The sequence below is a fragment of the Butyrivibrio sp. VCD2006 genome (assembly GCF_000423925.1).
GTDB lineage: Bacteria > Bacillota > Clostridia > Lachnospirales > Lachnospiraceae > Butyrivibrio.
The window spans coordinates 1-15857 of record NZ_AUIX01000035.1 but is presented as its reverse complement, the minus strand read 5'-3'; the positions used below and the strand labels follow the sequence as shown (position 1 = coordinate 15857).

Here is a 15857-nt window from a genome sequence, read left to right as displayed (position 1 = left end):
TGTACCTTCACCATGCCTTACGACAATAAGTTCTGGAATTTCATCTTCATTGATATTAAAAAGTCCATACTCATCGTTGTAATCTTTGCTGACAGTATCGAAAACATACTGGCTGTATGCTTTCTTCCATCCTTCCTCATCATCATTATTGGTCTCTGCTTCTTCAACTATTACATCGCTCTCTTTCTTTTGCGATTTTTGACAATGCTCATCTCACTGAGCATGGAATCAAATACTTTTGTGAATTATCAAAACGGTTCGTGTTGATAACAACAAACCGGGAACACCCTGCTTTTAAAGTGAAAGCAGATAATCTTGAGATCATTTTTCAAGAAAACTTTTCGTTGGAACAGGCTCTTGTGGATTTAAAGGAAAAGTATGGATGCGAAAGGCTTACTGTTCAAAGCGGTGGTGCCATGAATGGGATATTTCTTAGAAATGGGCTCTTTGACTTCGTGGATATCATTGTTGCTCTGGTTCTGGTTGGAGGAAAGAATACTTCTACTCTGATTGACGGAGACTCGATAACAACGAAAGAGGAATTAAGTAAACTCGGTGTACTTAGGCTCACTAGCTGTGAAAAGCTTGAAGATTCATATTTAAGGTTAAAATATGAGGTTGTGAAATAGCCTTTGCTACGTACAGATGATTATAATATCAGATGAATGAGGAAATCCGGATTCTTGTCACTAGAATCCGGATTTTTTTTTTGTGTATGAAGAAAGTGTTCTTATGAGGGGGTTATTTCTTTTCTTTATGCTATGATGTTATCTTATCTTAGAAATCGTAACTAACAGTGAAGAGAATGTGTTAAATCTGTGAAAACTATCCTATATGAATCGGATACTTTGCGATACAGTACTTGGAGTACTCTACTATGAGCTTTACCACAAAGCTGCTTTTAATAAGTAGCCCTCGTTTTCTCATGTTTAGAATCTCATAGTAGGAAGCTATATTGGTAAGGAGCTTCCGTTTCCTGAAGGTCATGGGATAAACTTCAATCTGCTGGTTCTTGCAGTATGAAAGCAAATCTTCCAGGGATACACGGTCCCTTTTCTTCTGTTTAAGGTAGGGCAAAAGCATTGGCATCCTCTCGGAATAGAGCCAGTAAAGGGTTCTGTCATAGATAAGATTAAAGGTATGATCCTCGATATATATAATCTGTTCTTTGGAGATATTGTAAGTAATTGGTTTTTTCATAAATCTCAGAAATCACTTGTTCAGATCCAGAATAACTGCGCACAGATGAAAGCAGCGGAAGCGATAATGATGATGCCTGCTGCTATAATTCTTGTTCTAATTGTAGAAATATCTGTATATCTCCCGTTATATTCAACGGCTTCTATTATCGTTGTTCTTTTTTTATCAAAAGAGTGGATCTTTCCCATAACTACATCCTCACCAGCGAAATTTGTCAACGTAGTTCTCAGTAAAACTTGATTTATTGATAGTTACTATATTTCATCTGACCTAGGCTAACCCAGGTCAGTAATGAACGTTGTTTATGATACCTGTTGTACAGTTGCATCATTTGCAGATTCAATCTTATCAGGATTAAGAAATACTTTATCGATGTTGTCCCAGTTGCGGATTTTACGACCATTCCACCGTTCAGGATGTGCTGCTTTAGCAGCTTCATAAACTTCCTTGCGATGATTAAGTATCTCTTTACTTTTGCCAGCGTGACGCTCGGCTGGAGCTAAAAATTTAATTCCACTGTGATGATGTTCAAAGCGATACCAATGGACAAAAAGCTTGTACCAAGTACGCGCATCCTCTAGTGATTCAAAGCCTTATGGCTGATAGTTAGGCCTGTATTTCAGCGTCTTGAATAAAGATTCTGAATAAGGATTGTCATTGCTGACACGAGGCCTACTGTTTGAAGGTGTTATACCAAGCTTATACAGAGTCTCAAGCATTGTTGCGCCCTTCATAGGTGTTCCATTATCAGAATGCAAAACTAGAGGCTCATAAGATAAATGGTGCTGTGCCAAGCATGTGCGTTTAATCAGCTTGCTAGCTAATTCGGCGGTCTGTTCTTCATAGACTTCCCAGCCTACAACATCGCGGCTGAATAAGTCTAAGATTAAATACAAATAATAAATGCAGCCTTTATAATGGCCATTGAGATATGTGATAACCCAAGTCCAAACTTGATTAGGCGCGGTAGTACAATACGAAGTAGGCTTTGCATAACATTTTTGGTGTTAGAAAATTTCAAAATCACTATAAAATTATGTAATTTTGTTCGTTTATTGACAGCTAAACGATTCTTTGCTAGATTGTTTCACTGTGTGCAAATTTAGAGAATACGATTCTCTGCACAAAAATCATATATAATGCATTATTGTGGGACTGCCTATAGTTATGCGCTTACATCGCATTTCAGAAAATGTTTAGCGTGTGGCAAGGAAGTCCTTGTTTTTGATAAAGGAAAAGTATCATGAAGAAAAGATTGGTTCAGTTAGCAGGAATTCTTATCAGCACCACATTTTTTGTGGCAGGATGTGGAACACCTACTGCTAGCACTTCATCTAATGAGGTTGAAAGTGCAGCGTCTAATAATGAAAGAGAGTACATTGAAGCAGATGTTACCAACGAAGGGGCAGTTAGTGAACCGGTGTCTTAACGGGCATAGGTTTCTCATTGACTCCCATCTTTTCCTGTACACGCCCGGTATTAAATGACCACAGATCTGTAGTCTGTTCAATCTCATAATATTGATGAAGTCCTTCTTTTAGTCCTTCCATTTCAGGAAAATCCCTGTCTACATCCATGTTATCAGTTGATCCGGTGCTGATTTTTCCGTCTACAGACATTAGCATAAATAATGTTGTAATTGGTCTATTCATATATCCTTACCTCTTCCTGATATTTATAGTATCAGTTTAATCCGATGGTGTTAGTATTACCCGACATTTCTTGCTCTGATTTGTCGTGAAAATCATAATACAAAAAACATCCCGAGGTGATTGGTCTCGGGATGCCTTTTAGGAGTTTTCTTATTATGTGGAGCCTATTGGCTCTTAAGCTATCATGATATGTTTCTTTTCAGGAAGCTTTTCCTGTTCTTTCTTAGGAATGGTAAGTGTCAGAACTCCGTGATGGAAGGCTGCCTTTACGTCCTCTTCTGTGATCTGGTCGCCTACATAGAAGCTTCTCTGCATCGAGCCACTGTATCGCTCCTGCCTGATCAGACGTCCTTTCTTATCATTCTTGTCATTGTTCATGTTCTTTGAAGCACTGATTGTAAGATACCCATCATTCAGTTCAAGGTTAATATCCTCTTTGGCAAAACCAGGAAGATCAACACTAACTTCATACTGGTTATCCTCTTCCTTAACATCAGTCTTCATCAGCCTGTCGGCGTGACGTCCGTAGAGCTTCCGCTCCATGTTGTTCAGTTCTCTGAAATCCGGAAAATTGAACAGATTGTCAAAAAGATTTTCTTCAAAAATACTAGGTGCTAACATAGTTTTTTCCTCCTTTGCATCAAAAACATTTATTTTTGAGCATTGGGACGGAGGGTTCAGATCTAGGGAACCTAAGTCCTTATGGTCTTCTCTGTTCCTTTGTTCTATATATGGTATAACACCAAATTAGCACTCTGTCAAGTAGAGTGCTAATTTTCTTATAGGATTTTTATATCATTTCCAATAAATATCAAAAAACTGCTGAGGTCCTTTAAATAGAGTAACTATGCTCCCATCATTAAGGTCTACAACCTTAAAATAGATATCCTCATCATCTGTCGGAGCACCTGCTCCCCAGGGATGCATCTCCTCATAAAGAATACGATCTTCATCATGAGACAGAACGTACTGGTCGATATAGTAATCATTGCCTACTAGGCTGCCACCCAAAATGTGCTTAAATATACTCAAACACATCGAGAAATCGAAGTCCTCACGGTTACTTCTTACTGCTTCATCGTGTATGCTTTGGCGATTGCAAGCAATACGCTACTCACAAGTTCTTGTACACTCCACAGTCGTTAATTCCCGAAATAGCCTTCGGTACATACTTACGTTTGCTTGATTATGCAACTTCGTAAGTTACAGCATTTCGAAAAAGGATGCCAGATATATTTCTTCCCACAGGAAGGAAATAAAGGATGCCATAGAAGCAAAGCTTATCTTAAGTGAGTTTAGTGGAAATATGGATGATACCCCTAATGTATTTGCCAAAACAAAAGTGATGGGTAAAAATGTCATCCTTCTTTCCAAAAAGGAAAATGACAGGCAAAAAGCTCTATTAAGTATGGTGCTCTGAAATAATGTCCCCTGTCCTGCAACTACTGACTGGATAGCTGCCGCTGCAAGCAAAAGAAGAATTAAGGATGCTATCAAACAGAAAATAACAACAAAAGCTGCTATTGCCGCCTTATAAAAAAGCTTATATACCTTTCCTACTGTTTTCTTTACTGCCCTTTTAAAGCCTGTAGATAACTGCTTTGCGTTAAATGTCTTATCACCTTTGTCGAAGAAGATATATTCATCAATATCAAGATCAGATGCATCAATCCTCTCATTCTTATCGACCTTATCCTTTTCTGTTGTTCCATCCTCATACTCGATGGTGTAGATTGGATAAGCCATTACAAGCTTTTCATCTATATGTGAATATCTCTCAGCAGTTGAATTTCTGTAGGAAACATCAATGCCGGTCTGGGTCTTTTTCTTTATCTTCTTTACAGTAGATGTAGTACCCGCGTTAACTGCGCTGCCCCCGTTTGCATCAAGATGCTGCGCCTGAACATTCACCTGGGTTTTCTGAACTCCCATATCCGAAGGGTTTATACAGAATACAAGTGTCCCCGAAAGTGCTCCTGCGCATATCCTTGCAAATATCTTCTTAAAAAACATCTTTTATAATCTCCTTTTGAATCACTGATTATCTTTCTCAAATATGAAATACCAACTTTTTTTGTTTTTTTAAAAAATAAAGTGATTTTTTTATTCTGAAGATAAATTGAAAAGGAATTCCGATTGTGTTATATATGTTTTCTGTTAAGGAGCAGTATCACAATGAAAAGAAATCTAAAAGGAATAATATATACGCTACTTGGAGCATCTTGCTGGGGATTGTCCGGATCAATGGGCCAGTACCTTTTTACCGTACAGCAGATGGATAGCAGGTGGCTCGTGCCTATAAGACTTGGTCTTTCAGGAATACTTATCCTTTTTTATTGCCTGATAAGACATAAAGATACCGTGTTCAAGCCATGGAAATCTGTAGAAATGGCAAAATGGATGATTATATATGGAGTTGCCGGTGTAAGTATCTGTCAGTTCCTATATTTTCTAACAATTGAACTTTCAAATGCAGCCATGGGAACAATACTTCAGGATCTATCACCAATATTTATACTTATCTTTACATGCATGACCTCAAAGAGATTACCCAGATCTTTTGAAATCATATCCATACTTTTAGCAATAACCGGTGTTTTCCTGTTAACAACACATGGTGATTTAAAGCACATCTCATTACCACTTCCTGCACTTATTGCCGGTATCGGCAGTGCTTTCTGCGTAATGATATACAACGTACTTGCACCGAAGATTACAAATATCATTCCTGTCATCGTGGCTCAGGGATGGTCATTTTTACTTGGCGGTGCACTCTTGGGAATAGCTTTTAGAACCTGGAAAATATATTACATTCCAAACCTTATGGGAATATTGGGAATACTCTTTGTTGTCGTTATCGGTAATATTTGCGCATTTACCCTATACATAAGCGGAGTATCAAAAATCGGTCCACAAAAAGCAATTCTTTACAGTTTTGCTGAACCAATAACAGCTGCACTTATCTCAACATTTGTTTTAAAGAGTAGATTCACCATCTACGATGCTATAGGTTTTGGTCTCATCTTTATGATGTTATTCTTCATTACCTTTGGTTCAAAAGAAAATACCGCTACATCAAAAGAGACTGCGAAGAATGCTGTATAAGCATTTTTCACAGTCTTTTCCTAACTTTGATTAGCATCGACAAAAAGAGTATTAAATCATTCACTGATAAAATGTGTCCACAAGTGTTCTTCCGATTTTGGCATGCCATATTTTTCTTTTCCTAGAGCTATGCTCTTCATTAGGAAGGACATGTTTCTGGCAAGAACTCTCATTGTCTGAAGGCCTTCAAGGTCTTTTTCAGCCTGTCCCTTTTCCCTTCCATGAACACTATTCCAATACTGGCTGGATGCGATAGGCATATTACAGATGGTGAAGTACTTGTTTAATTCATCGAAAGTAGCTGACGCGCCGCCTCTTCGGCATACTACCACACTTGCGCCAACCTTCATGCTTTTGTCAAAATGCGTACTATAGAAAAGTCTGTCCAAGCATGCTATAAGTGTTGCATTGGCAGATGCGTAATAAACAGGTGAAGCAACTACTAGTCCATCTGCCTCCTCAAACTTAGGTGCAAGCTCGTTTACTACATCATCAAATACACATTTTCCCTTCTCCATGCAGCTTCCACAGGCGATACATCCGCGGATATCTTTGTTACCGACCTGAACAATTTCCGCTTCAATACCTTCCTCAGTAAATGTTTTAGCCATTTCGTCCACTGCTATTGAAGTATTACCACCCACTCTGGGACTTCCATTGATTATCAATACCTTCATTACAAGAATTCTCCTTCCGTCTTATTTAAGTGACATTCCATCCTTAAAAGCATTACCCACAACATCACCAAGGGCAACATACGTATTGTTACACGGATCAAAGGTAATTGGCTTAAGCTTCTTTGGATCTACATTTCCGTTCGTAACTACGCTTTCATCAGCGGATACGTTTACAATCTCACCGATCAGAATACCATCCTCAAAGCTTTTTACTCTGCACTCTAAAGCCATTGGAAGTTCATCTATAAGCGGGGCATCCACAAATTCACTCTTTGTTGCGTGAAAACCAGCCTTAGCAAATTTGTCGGGAACTTTTCTGCCTGATTCTATGCCAACATAATCGCAAGCGACAACAAAATCTTCTGTGGCCATGCTGACAGTAAAGGCTTTCTTTACCTTTAGATTATCTGTTGTTTTATGGTCTGAAAGACTGATAGTGATCTCCTTAAAGTCAGTTGTTATGCCCCATGCAGCATTCATGGCATTAGGCACCCCGTTCTCATCATAGGTACCGATAATAAGTACCGGCTGTGGTAACATAAGTGGTTTTGCACCAAAATTTACTCTGCCCATTTTTAATCCTCCTCTTTTTCTTCTTGTTATTCCATGAACGATTTAATCTCTGCCATTCTCTTACTTTGCTTTACGCTAAATGGACATCTGCTATCACAGTGACCACAGAAAATGCAATCTGATGCCTTCTTTTCCAAGGTACTATAGTGCTCTTTTGCAAGTGTATCTCCCACTATTGCCAGATCATAATATTTGTTCACAAGCCCTATATCTATGCCCACGGGGCATGGTTTGCAATGATTACAGTACACACACTTACCATTTGCCTGCGGTGGCGCAAAGGAACCTATTACTGAGTAATCAAGCTCTTCATCTGTCTTGTCGTAGTAAGACAATAGTTCGTCAACCTCTGCTACACTCTGCGCTCCCGGGAGCACTGTGAGTACTCCGGGCTTATCAAGCGCATATTTTATGCATTGAAAAGGTGTGAGTGCCTGACCGAAAGGCGACCTCTTTGCATCAAGGAGCTGACCGCCTGAGAATGGCTTCATTACTGAAATTCCAACGCCTTCCTTCTCACATCTCTTGTATATTTCAGATCTCTCGTCAACGCCGCCATGGGCATAATCGCCCTGACCATAGTCATACCCCGGATTAACAGAAAACATGAGCATATCAATCTGGGCTTCATCCATTATCCTTTGGATTACTGAAGGCGTATGGGATGAAAGACCTGTATGCTTTACCACTCCCTCTTCCTTCATTTTCATTAGATAATCGTATACACCGTTCCGCTGATAAGTTTCCCAATCGGAATCTTCGTCCTGGCAGTGAATAAATCCATAATCAATATAGTCAGTCCTAAGGTCGTGAAGCTGCTTATCCAGTGATCTCTTAACCGTGTCCAGATCAAGTGACCACCCGTAAGTGCCTCTTGAATAGTCTGCACCAAAATGGATCTGGTAAAAGATATTATTCCTCACATCAGGCAAAGCCTCTCCGTACATGGGAAATGCTCTTCCATCTCCTGAGGCCATATCGAAGTAGTTTATACCACCATCATAGGCTCGTCTGATTGCTTCAACCGCAGCTTTGGTTCCCGCTTCATAAATATATGCAGAGCCAAATCCTATCTCACTGACCTTATCTCCGGTTCTATTATTTACCCTGTATCTCATAAAAAATCTCCAGTACTATTTATCCAATCTTTTCAACAAAATCAGACATCATATCTGAAATCTTTATCTGCTGTGGGCATACCTTCTCGCAGCTATGACAGTGCAGACAGGATACCGGCTTCTTGGATTCATCCATTGCTGCAAGCGCCATGGGGGCTATGAACGTCATTCCTCCGGCAGCTGCTGTATAGAGATGTTCGTTGTATAAAGAGATAAGATAGGGTATATCTAGTCCCTGAGGACAGTGACTTACGCAGTAATGGCATGCTGTGCATGGAACAGACTTTGTGGACATCATTCTGTCCACAACCTTCATCAACCCTTCCATCTCTTTATCATTGAGGGGCTTATCCTCAGAATACGTCTTAAGGTTAGCATCAAGCTGCTCCATTGATGACATCCCTGAAAGTACCATCGTTACGCCTTTTACTGACTGCAAAAATCTGAAAGCCCATGCCGGGATTTCCTCGTCAGGCCTGAGAGCTTTTAATTCTTCTTCTGACAGTGGATCAAGCTTTGCAAGTTTGCCGCCCCGAAGTGGCTCCATTACCCAAACTGGTATATTCATATCATTAAGGAGTTTAACCTTTTCCTCAGCCTTCTGGAACTTCCAGTCAAGGTAATTGAGCTGAAGCTGGCAGAATTCCATATGCTCACCGTATGCATCCAGGAATCTCTTAAGGACTTCATACTCTCCATGGCATGAAAATCCAAGATGCTTTATCCTGCCATTTTTCTTCTGCTCCATAAGATAATCAAAGATCCCGTACTTCGGATCAAGATACTGATTGATGTTCATCTCACACACATTATGGAAAAGATAGAAATCAAAATACTCCATCCCCGTCTTTTTGAGCTGTTCTTCAAATATTTCTTTAACCTTTGGCATATTTGAAAGGTCATATCCCGGGAATTTGGTAGCAATGTAATAGCTGTCCCGGGAATACTTTGAAAGAGCTTCCCCCATTACTATCTCAGAGTTACCGTCATGATATCCGAATGCTGTATCGTAATAGTTGATTCCGGCTGCCATTGCTCTATCAACCATCTTTTTGGCCTCATCACGATTTATCTCCGCATCGTTACCGTTTACAACCGGAAGCCTCATAGCCCCGAATCCAAGCCCTGAAAGACTGATACCCTGAAAATCTCTGTAAACCATTGCCATAAGTCATAACCCTCCTACATTTCTGATAATTACTCATTTACTCCCACGTGAACTTACCTGTTTTCTGTGCCACTTCATATCTACCAATCTTATAATCCAGCTTCTCCAGGGCAACATCATATTTCTTCTTAGCCTCAAGGATCTGCTCCCTAGCTTCCTTCAGCAGATTTGTCCTGGCATCAATGGTGGAATCGCCTTCCCGAAAAAGTTTCACATATTCGATCAGCATTTCGACAGGAACTCCGGCGTCACGCATACACACAGCATTTTCAACCCATCCGATATCTTCTTCCTGATAATCTCTTATGCCTCCGGCTGTTCTTGTTACCTCAGGGATGACGCCTACGCGCTCATAATAACGCAGCGTATCCGGGGTCAGATTGTACATCTCACAAACTTCCTTGATTGTCATGGTCTTTATCTCCTATAATTGTGATTCCTATTTATCAGGCACATTTTTCCATACCATTAACAATTATCTTTCCTGAAGCACTTGCATCATCCATGATGATCTCTGAAACTTCCGGAACTGAAATAGAACCTGAATGAGGATTTTTTATGCTGACAACAGGAGAGATAATCGTTGCCTCCACTTCAGATTTCTCAAAAGCAAGGTCTGCATCAACCATTTTGCAGTTAATCAGTTTTAATCCCTTACAGTAGCAAAGAGGCTGGGTACCAATGATTGTGCAGTTCTCAAACGTAACATTCTCACAATACCACGCAAGATATTCACCCTTTATAACACTGTTTCTTACTACCACATTTTTTGCATGCCAGAAGGCATCTTTTGTATCAAAGTTGCAGTTCTCAAAAACAGAATCTGTAATATACTGGAAAGAGTATTTACCCTTAAGCGTCACATTCTCAAAATGAAGTCGGTCTGATCTCATCATGAAATATTCACCCTGGACAGTAGTATCTTTCATCTCAATGTCTTTTACCGACCATCCAAACTCAGGAGAAATAATGTCACTGCTTTCGATTTTAATATTTGAACACTCCCGCAATGCTTTAATCCCGTGCATTTTGGAATTACTGATTGTTGCATCATTTGTATACCAGAGGGCTGCCCTGCAGTTTTCAGTCATTTCGATGTTATCAAGAACCAGCTTATCATCATGCCAGAATGGATATCTGAGATTAAAAAAGCTGTTCTTCACAGTAACGTTCCTGCTCTCTTTAAAAGCACTTTCTCCGTCTGCAGGACCATCAAACTTGCAGTCCGTCGCTGTAATATCTCTGCTCCCATAAAGGGCTCTCTCTTCATCAAAAGTTTTGTTCTTTATAATCATATCGTTCATCAGATTACCTCTTCTCTCTATAAAAAAATCATCTGTAGTTTCATCTTTTTCTCGGGCTCGATATGGTCATCCTACACCCTGGAGTTAACTCTAAGTCAATAGGCCTGGAGCAGGAAATTTATTAAAAAATTATAAACTTCTATAGATACAAATAATCCCATGATTTCGTTACAAAATCATGGGATGCCATTGTCTTATACCATTTCTTCGATTTTCTTTACTAGTCTTTCCTTTGGAACTGCGCCCATCTCATCATCATAGAGATTGCCCTTTTTGATAAAAGCAAAGTATGGTATGCTCATTACCCCATACTTCTGTGCGAGCTGTGGCTCATGATCAACATTGACCTTACCTATCTTGATCTTACCGTCATATTCGCTGGCAAGTTCCTCAACTACAGGGCCCATCATCTTGCAAGGACCGCACCAGTCTGCGTAAAAATCAATAAGAACCGGAATATCACTGTTCATTACTTCTGATTCGAAATTATCCTTTGTAAATTTGTATTCCATATAATCACCCATACGCCTATACAACAGCGCCTTTCATATAATTCGTGAATAACTACTTGTTTTTCTCAGCTGATACTTTTATTATATGTGGTATAGTTTTTATATCAGGTACGCAGTTTTTATTTATCTGGTAAGGAAAAGTATACTATGAGAAAAAAGGGACAAAAGAGCCCTTATGCGAAGATATCGCAGGAAAAGATTGTGGATTAAAAAGAGTCATCGATACCGTTGGCGGCAAGTGGAAAATCATGATTCTGTGCGTCATCGATAAAAATGAAGTTGTAAGATACGGAGAATTAAACCGTTCAATTCACGGAATTACCAACACAATGCTGGCCAATTCCCTGAAAGAACTTGAGGCAGACGACCTTGTAGAAAGAAAACAGTATGATGAGATGCCTGTAAGAGTTGAATACAGCCTTACTGAAAAAACAAAAAGCCTCATCCCCATTCTTCTTGAACTAAAAAAATGGGGAGAGGACAATTTGTGATTCTAGCAATATATTCGAATATAATCGACGAAAAGCCTTTTTGATTTGCCTAAAATATCACTTGTTTTCATCAAAAAAGCGAATATTTATTCAACTCTTTGTTTTTTTATCTGTTCAAGAACATATTCAAGATCCACATCTTTTTCCAAATGCATTGGAGTCCAAGGAATATAGTGGTCTACCGGGACTCCTTTGTGTCCCAGTGCCTTTCCCACATCGATATTTCCGCTTCTTGATGTGGGATATAGCATGCGGAACTGGTCAAACATTTCCACGGTACAATTTGAGTAATCCAATATTCCAAGAGTTGGTCTTCCTACTACTGTAACCTTTGGTGAATATGACATATCCTGCACAAAAGCATCTCCGGAAGAAGCACAGTTCTGATCTGTTATTATCCATACCTTCTTTGGAAGTTCTTTTCCAATAAAGGTAAAACCTTCATCCTCACTACTACTGCCCTGTACGACCATGCCCTTCCCCATATTTTGGGCTATATCAGCTTTCATTTGTTCTACCATTGGGCGAATATCTTCAGGTATACCATCTTTGAAAAACTCAGAAAGAATCTTAAGTCTACTTTCGCAGTTACGTTGTGAATAATTGATAGACATAGGTTGCTGTTTAGGAATATAGTCATCTACTTTCTTACCTGCAGGATAACAGTACTCAAGTAATGGAAAAAATGCTGTATCAGATCCACCTCCATTATTTCTGACATCGACAATCAGATTTTCACAAGTTTCAAGCTGCTCACTGCAGTCCTGATACACTTTTCTTATTGCATTCTCGTCGCTAAAATCAAGAAGTTTTATAAGCAAAGTCTTATTGCCCAAATCCTTAAAGTTATACTTATCTTTTTGTTCATAATCTGCAACTAGTTTCAGCGGTACTTCCTGACAAATTCCTTCTCTTTCCACTGTTAACACATTAGCAAATAAGAGGATCTGCTCCCATAAATAGCCTTGTCTTTCATTTATTTCACCCATTAAAAACTCCTGACTATGGGCAGCACAAACCTCTATAGTTTCGCCATCAATTTTGACAATCTTATCCTTAACTTTCAGGAGCGAGTCATTTGCGGCGTCTGTCACATACAATGCGTTCTCATATCGCATCACCTGAAAATCAAGCTCGCCCACTTTAGTATCCTTAAAGGAAAGATGCCCTTCCTGCCCAAATGAAGCAATATACTTCTTTACAACCAGAGTAAATTCTGCGGCTGACATATCATCTTTAATCTGATCCTTATATTTTTGGTAATCACCTGCCCCAAAATCGTTGCAAGTTGATGAATCCACCTTCATAATACTGACTACTTCATCAAATATTTCTGAGTATTTCATAGCTCCTCCATGTATGTTTTATTTAACCTTTAATGCTCTCCCAGTAGTTCTTTGCCACTTCCATCTTCTTTATCACTTTTTCTGGAGTAGGCTTATGCATCATCTCGTCTATAAGGTTACCTATAGCACAGTACTACTTGAGAAGGATAACATCATTTTCCGATAGAACTAAGTCGCTGCGCGACGGCCTGCCAAGGCTGTGGCGCAGCGTTTCTTTTACTCAAAAAGCAGTAGATAGTGAAACTATGATGATGTATGTTTAAGTTACCACACAAAAACCGAACATTACCAGGACCACTACTACTGCCATGAAAAGCGTATCATTTATCATTACTTCATACAAGCACTTTCATTGGGAACGTCCGCCTCCATGGTTAGGGTAACTTTCAGATTACTACTTACTATGGAGGTTTTTATGTACGAAGAAATTCTAACAAAAATTGAAAAGGAATGCGAAATAAGAAACCTTTCGCCAAGAACGTGTTTTATCTATAAGTTTCATACTACCAAGTTCCTGGATTGGGTTGGAGATAAGCCTATTTCAGAGCTCTCTCTTTATGATGTCCGGAATTACATTCTGGAACGCAAGGATGACGGTGCAACACCCGGTTACTGCAATTCTATGTCTTCTGCGCTCTCATTCTTTTATAAACATCTGCTGCATATCCCGTGGGATCTTGATATCGTTCCCAGAATGAAGATTGATTGGACATTACCACAAACTCTTTCTTTGGAAGAAATTGAAAAACTAATAGACACTGCTGAAAACATCAGGAACAAAGCCATAATAGCTCTTGTCTATTCTTCAGGACTACGTGCAGGTGAAGTTGTCAGGCTTGCACCTGGCGATATTTACATGAGCACTATGCAGGTTCACGTACGCAACAGCAAAAATCGAGGAGATCATTGGACTATTCTTTCAGAAAGAACCTTAGATCTCTTGAAACAGTATTGGCGCTCCTATCCTGTACCGAGGGATTATCTTTTTGTTACGCTGAAGAATCCTCATAATCCGCTTCATGTCGGCGGTGTAGAGATCATGATGAAAAGAATAGGTAAAGAAGCTGGTATCAAGCTGCATCCCCACATGCTACGCCATTCCTTCGCCACCCATCTGATTGAGAATCATACTGACAGAGAGTATGTTCAGGCTATGCTCGGGCATAGATCTCCGAATTCTACTCAGGTTTATATCCATGTTTCAAACAAAGCCATCATGGGTGTTAAAAGTCCTTTAGATACTCCCAAGAAAAAGAAGCGCAAGAGAAAGAAAAAGGAAGACTGACATGGATAAAATAACTATTCAGGATGTTTTTGAACAGTTTCTTCCTACGATTGCTGACAGATCATTTTCTGATGAGCAGTTCAGGGCAATTCAGTGCATAAGGTCCTGTCGTACAGCAGCAATGGGTGCCCATGTGAGTGAATGCGAATCCTGTCATTCTAAATTTATTCACTATAATTCATGCAAGAACAGGCATTGTCCTATGTGCCAGGCAATGGAAGTCGATGAGTGGATAGACTTAAGACGTGAAGATGTGCTTGATGCGCCATATTTCCATACTGTATTTACTGTACCTGGACTTTTGTATCCATTAATCTATGCTAATCAGAAGCTTCTTTATGATGCCCTTTACCATGCAACTAATAAAACGCTGTCAGAACTTTCCAAGGATACCAAACACTTTGGAGCAAAGATAGGATATATCTGCATCCTTCATACATGGGGTTCCAAGCTTAATTACCATCCACATATTCATACGATAGTTTTGGGAGGAGGGCTTGATGATAAGAACCATTGGAAAGACAAAGGAAATAAATTCTTTCTACCGGTAAAAGTCATGTCTGCTGTTTTTAAAAAGTACTATCTGGAAGAGCTGAAATCCCTTCATGAATCCGATAAACTATCCTACACAGGAAATGCAGAAGCACTGAGGAATCAGTACGAATTCAAGAGTCTTCTTGATAAGCTTTACGCTATGGATTGGGTTGTCTATTCCAAGCAGACATTTAAAGGAGCCCAGGAAGTTTTTAAGTACCTTGGAAAATATACTCACAGGATTGCCATTAGTAACAGGCGTATTCTGAGCATGGATTCTGATAATGTAACCTTCAGCGCAAAGGACTATCGCACAGATGGTAAATACAGGCCAATGACAATCTCAGGAGAAAAGTTCATATCGCGATTTCTACTCCACATACTTCCTAAGGGATTTGTAAGGATACGCTACTATGGTCTCCTTGCCTGTAGGTGCAAATCTCAGAAAATGACTCTCTGCAGAAATCTTCTCGGATGTGAACAGTATTTATCTAAGCTCAGAGGAAAAACAACTGCTGAAAAGATCAAGATTCTTTACAACCATGACATTTGCAAATGTTCCAAATGTGGTGAGCCTCTCATCACTTTTCGTATAGATGGCAGATATATGCTTTGTTGAATAAGTGGATCTCATATCGATGGACAAGCCTTTTAACGAAGGCTTATTTTGCGTGGAATTAAGACTGTATTTGAGAATAACTGGTGTCTTAAAACAAGAAATAATGATAAGATTTGTTTAAATGGTGGCAGATTGAAATTCCACAGCCACCCGGACGCGACTTAGTTCACTCAGATGAAAATCGGTCTGAAGCCCAAACAAAAGGACAGATTTTGAATATATGAAGTCTGTTTTTTTGTTTGGTCTTACACCGATTGTTCACGTTCCGATATA

The 15857-nt window shown here is 39.5% G+C and carries 21 protein-coding genes and 1 pseudogene; 7 read left to right on the top strand and 15 right to left on the bottom strand.

The window, feature by feature from the left end; all coding sequences use genetic code 11:
- Window positions 1-12 precede the first annotated feature (12 nt).
- Complete coding sequence (locus G586_RS27005; RefSeq protein ID WP_242832011.1) at window positions 13-267, top strand: hypothetical protein; 255 nt, start codon at window positions 13-15, stop codon at window positions 265-267.
- Window positions 268-299: 32 nt separating this feature from the next.
- Entirely contained in the window at window positions 300-629 is a 330-nt protein-coding gene (locus G586_RS27000) for a dihydrofolate reductase family protein (RefSeq protein WP_051204768.1), read from the top strand.
- Between the two features lie 196 nt (window positions 630-825).
- Here G586_RS27000 and G586_RS0112195 read toward each other — a convergent pair whose 3' ends face one another.
- The 3 genes and pseudogenes from G586_RS0112195 to G586_RS25645 form a co-directional block, all read right to left on the bottom strand.
- Entirely contained in the window at window positions 826-1200 is a 375-nt protein-coding gene (locus G586_RS0112195; protein WP_026527984.1) for a hypothetical protein, read from the bottom strand.
- Between the two features lie 20 nt (window positions 1201-1220).
- Window positions 1221-1418, bottom strand: a complete 198-nt coding sequence (locus G586_RS0112190; protein ID WP_026527983.1) for a hypothetical protein — start codon at window positions 1416-1418, stop codon at window positions 1221-1223.
- Window positions 1419-1793: 375 nt separating this feature from the next.
- Window positions 1794-2156: pseudogene (locus G586_RS25645) on the bottom strand (transposase); the annotation flags it as partial.
- A 287-nt stretch (window positions 2157-2443) separates the two neighbouring features.
- On the opposite strand from G586_RS25645, the gene G586_RS0112175 reads away from it, so the two are divergent.
- Window positions 2444-2629: a hypothetical protein gene (locus G586_RS0112175; protein WP_026527981.1), complete on the top strand. Its 186-nt coding sequence runs from the start codon at window positions 2444-2446 to the stop codon at window positions 2627-2629.
- Here the strand turns inward: G586_RS0112175 and G586_RS0112170 are convergent.
- The 4 genes from G586_RS0112170 to G586_RS0112155 all read right to left on the bottom strand — a co-directional run bounded on the left by G586_RS0112170 (window position 2610) and on the right by G586_RS0112155 (window position 4865).
- Window positions 2610-2852 (bottom strand): hypothetical protein, encoded by a 243-nt coding sequence (locus G586_RS0112170; RefSeq protein WP_026527980.1) that lies wholly within the window; start codon window positions 2850-2852, stop codon window positions 2610-2612. The genes G586_RS0112175 and G586_RS0112170 overlap by 20 nt on opposite strands.
- Before the next feature lie 174 nt (window positions 2853-3026).
- Entirely contained in the window at window positions 3027-3473 is a 447-nt protein-coding gene (locus G586_RS0112165; RefSeq protein ID WP_022762324.1) for an Hsp20/alpha crystallin family protein, read from the bottom strand.
- Between the two features lie 174 nt (window positions 3474-3647).
- Entirely contained in the window at window positions 3648-3884 is a 237-nt protein-coding gene (locus G586_RS0112160; RefSeq protein WP_155834128.1) for a hypothetical protein, read from the bottom strand.
- Between the two features lie 171 nt (window positions 3885-4055).
- Window positions 4056-4865 carry a hypothetical protein gene (locus tag G586_RS0112155; protein WP_026527978.1) on the bottom strand — a complete coding sequence of 270 codons (810 nt, stop codon included), beginning with the start codon at window positions 4863-4865 and terminating at the stop codon, window positions 4056-4058.
- Between the two features lie 162 nt (window positions 4866-5027).
- Here G586_RS0112155 and G586_RS0112150 point away from each other — a divergent pair, with 162 nt between their 5' ends.
- A complete protein-coding gene (locus G586_RS0112150; protein ID WP_026527977.1) occupies window positions 5028-5957 on the top strand; it encodes a DMT family transporter in 930 nt (309 codons plus the stop codon).
- A 56-nt stretch (window positions 5958-6013) separates the two neighbouring features.
- On the opposite strand, the gene G586_RS0112145 is transcribed toward G586_RS0112150, so the two are convergent.
- The 7 genes from G586_RS0112145 to trxA form a co-directional block, all read right to left on the bottom strand.
- Window positions 6014-6634, bottom strand: a complete 621-nt coding sequence (locus G586_RS0112145) for a flavodoxin family protein (protein ID WP_026527976.1) — start codon at window positions 6632-6634, stop codon at window positions 6014-6016.
- Between the two features lie 21 nt (window positions 6635-6655).
- Window positions 6656-7207 (bottom strand): flavin reductase family protein, encoded by a 552-nt coding sequence (locus tag G586_RS0112140; RefSeq protein ID WP_026527975.1) that lies wholly within the window; start codon window positions 7205-7207, stop codon window positions 6656-6658.
- A gap of 26 nt (window positions 7208-7233) precedes the next feature.
- Entirely contained in the window at window positions 7234-8325 is a 1092-nt protein-coding gene (locus tag G586_RS0112135; protein WP_026527974.1) for an aldo/keto reductase, read from the bottom strand.
- A gap of 19 nt (window positions 8326-8344) precedes the next feature.
- A complete protein-coding gene (locus tag G586_RS0112130) occupies window positions 8345-9487 on the bottom strand; it encodes an aldo/keto reductase (protein WP_026527973.1) in 1143 nt (380 codons plus the stop codon).
- 43 nt (window positions 9488-9530) lie between these two features.
- Window positions 9531-9905, bottom strand: coding sequence for a MerR family transcriptional regulator (locus tag G586_RS0112125; protein ID WP_026527972.1), 375 nt, complete (start codon window positions 9903-9905; stop codon window positions 9531-9533).
- Window positions 9906-9939: 34 nt separating this feature from the next.
- Entirely contained in the window at window positions 9940-10797 is an 858-nt protein-coding gene (locus G586_RS0112120; RefSeq protein ID WP_026527971.1) for a DUF3737 family protein, read from the bottom strand.
- Between the two features lie 194 nt (window positions 10798-10991).
- Window positions 10992-11309: a thioredoxin gene (gene trxA / locus G586_RS0112115; RefSeq protein ID WP_026527970.1), complete on the bottom strand. Its 318-nt coding sequence runs from the start codon at window positions 11307-11309 to the stop codon at window positions 10992-10994.
- Window positions 11310-11494: 185 nt separating this feature from the next.
- Here trxA and G586_RS0112110 point away from each other — a divergent pair, with 185 nt between their 5' ends.
- Entirely contained in the window at window positions 11495-11800 is a 306-nt protein-coding gene (locus tag G586_RS0112110) for a winged helix-turn-helix transcriptional regulator (RefSeq protein WP_026527969.1), read from the top strand.
- Between the two features lie 86 nt (window positions 11801-11886).
- On the opposite strand, the gene G586_RS0112105 is transcribed toward G586_RS0112110, so the two are convergent.
- Entirely contained in the window at window positions 11887-13146 is a 1260-nt protein-coding gene (locus G586_RS0112105) for a S41 family peptidase (protein ID WP_026527968.1), read from the bottom strand.
- 415 nt (window positions 13147-13561) lie between these two features.
- Between G586_RS0112105 and G586_RS22890 the strand changes: the two genes are divergently transcribed.
- Complete coding sequence (locus G586_RS22890) at window positions 13562-14431, top strand: tyrosine-type recombinase/integrase (protein WP_022757610.1); 870 nt, start codon at window positions 13562-13564, stop codon at window positions 14429-14431.
- 1 nt (window position 14432) lies between these two features.
- Complete coding sequence (locus tag G586_RS0112095; protein WP_022757609.1) at window positions 14433-15584, top strand: IS91 family transposase; 1152 nt, start codon at window positions 14433-14435, stop codon at window positions 15582-15584.
- Window positions 15585-15857: the final 273 nt, after the last annotated feature.

Excerpts from the sequence above, each read along its gene's own strand:
- G586_RS0112195 (WP_026527984.1), bottom strand. The coding sequence starts at position 1,200 with ATGAAAAAACCAATTACTTACAATATCTCCAAAGAACAGATTATATAT.
- G586_RS0112145 (WP_026527976.1), bottom strand. The coding sequence starts at position 6,634 with ATGAAGGTATTGATAATCAATGGAAGTCCCAGAGTGGGTGGTAATACT.
- G586_RS0112155 (WP_026527978.1), bottom strand. The coding sequence starts at position 4,865 with ATGTTTTTTAAGAAGATATTTGCAAGGATATGCGCAGGAGCACTTTCG.
- G586_RS0112125 (WP_026527972.1), bottom strand. The coding sequence starts at position 9,905 with ATGACAATCAAGGAAGTTTGTGAGATGTACAATCTGACCCCGGATACG.
- G586_RS0112135 (WP_026527974.1), bottom strand. The coding sequence starts at position 8,325 with ATGAGATACAGGGTAAATAATAGAACCGGAGATAAGGTCAGTGAGATA.
- G586_RS0112120 (WP_026527971.1), bottom strand. The coding sequence starts at position 10,797 with ATGAACGATATGATTATAAAGAACAAAACTTTTGATGAAGAGAGAGCC.
- G586_RS0112150 (WP_026527977.1), top strand. The coding sequence starts at position 5,028 with ATGAAAAGAAATCTAAAAGGAATAATATATACGCTACTTGGAGCATCT.
- G586_RS22890 (WP_022757610.1), top strand. The coding sequence starts at position 13,562 with ATGTACGAAGAAATTCTAACAAAAATTGAAAAGGAATGCGAAATAAGA.
- G586_RS0112140 (WP_026527975.1), bottom strand. The coding sequence starts at position 7,207 with ATGGGCAGAGTAAATTTTGGTGCAAAACCACTTATGTTACCACAGCCG.
- G586_RS27005 (WP_242832011.1), top strand. The coding sequence starts at position 13 with ATGCCTTACGACAATAAGTTCTGGAATTTCATCTTCATTGATATTAAA.
- G586_RS0112095 (WP_022757609.1), top strand. The coding sequence starts at position 14,433 with ATGGATAAAATAACTATTCAGGATGTTTTTGAACAGTTTCTTCCTACG.
- G586_RS0112165 (WP_022762324.1), bottom strand. The coding sequence starts at position 3,473 with ATGTTAGCACCTAGTATTTTTGAAGAAAATCTTTTTGACAATCTGTTC.
- G586_RS0112105 (WP_026527968.1), bottom strand. The coding sequence starts at position 13,146 with ATGAAATACTCAGAAATATTTGATGAAGTAGTCAGTATTATGAAGGTG.
- trxA (WP_026527970.1), bottom strand. The coding sequence starts at position 11,309 with ATGGAATACAAATTTACAAAGGATAATTTCGAATCAGAAGTAATGAAC.
- G586_RS0112130 (WP_026527973.1), bottom strand. The coding sequence starts at position 9,487 with ATGGTTTACAGAGATTTTCAGGGTATCAGTCTTTCAGGGCTTGGATTC.
- G586_RS0112170 (WP_026527980.1), bottom strand. The coding sequence starts at position 2,852 with ATGAATAGACCAATTACAACATTATTTATGCTAATGTCTGTAGACGGA.
- G586_RS0112175 (WP_026527981.1), top strand. The coding sequence starts at position 2,444 with ATGAAGAAAAGATTGGTTCAGTTAGCAGGAATTCTTATCAGCACCACA.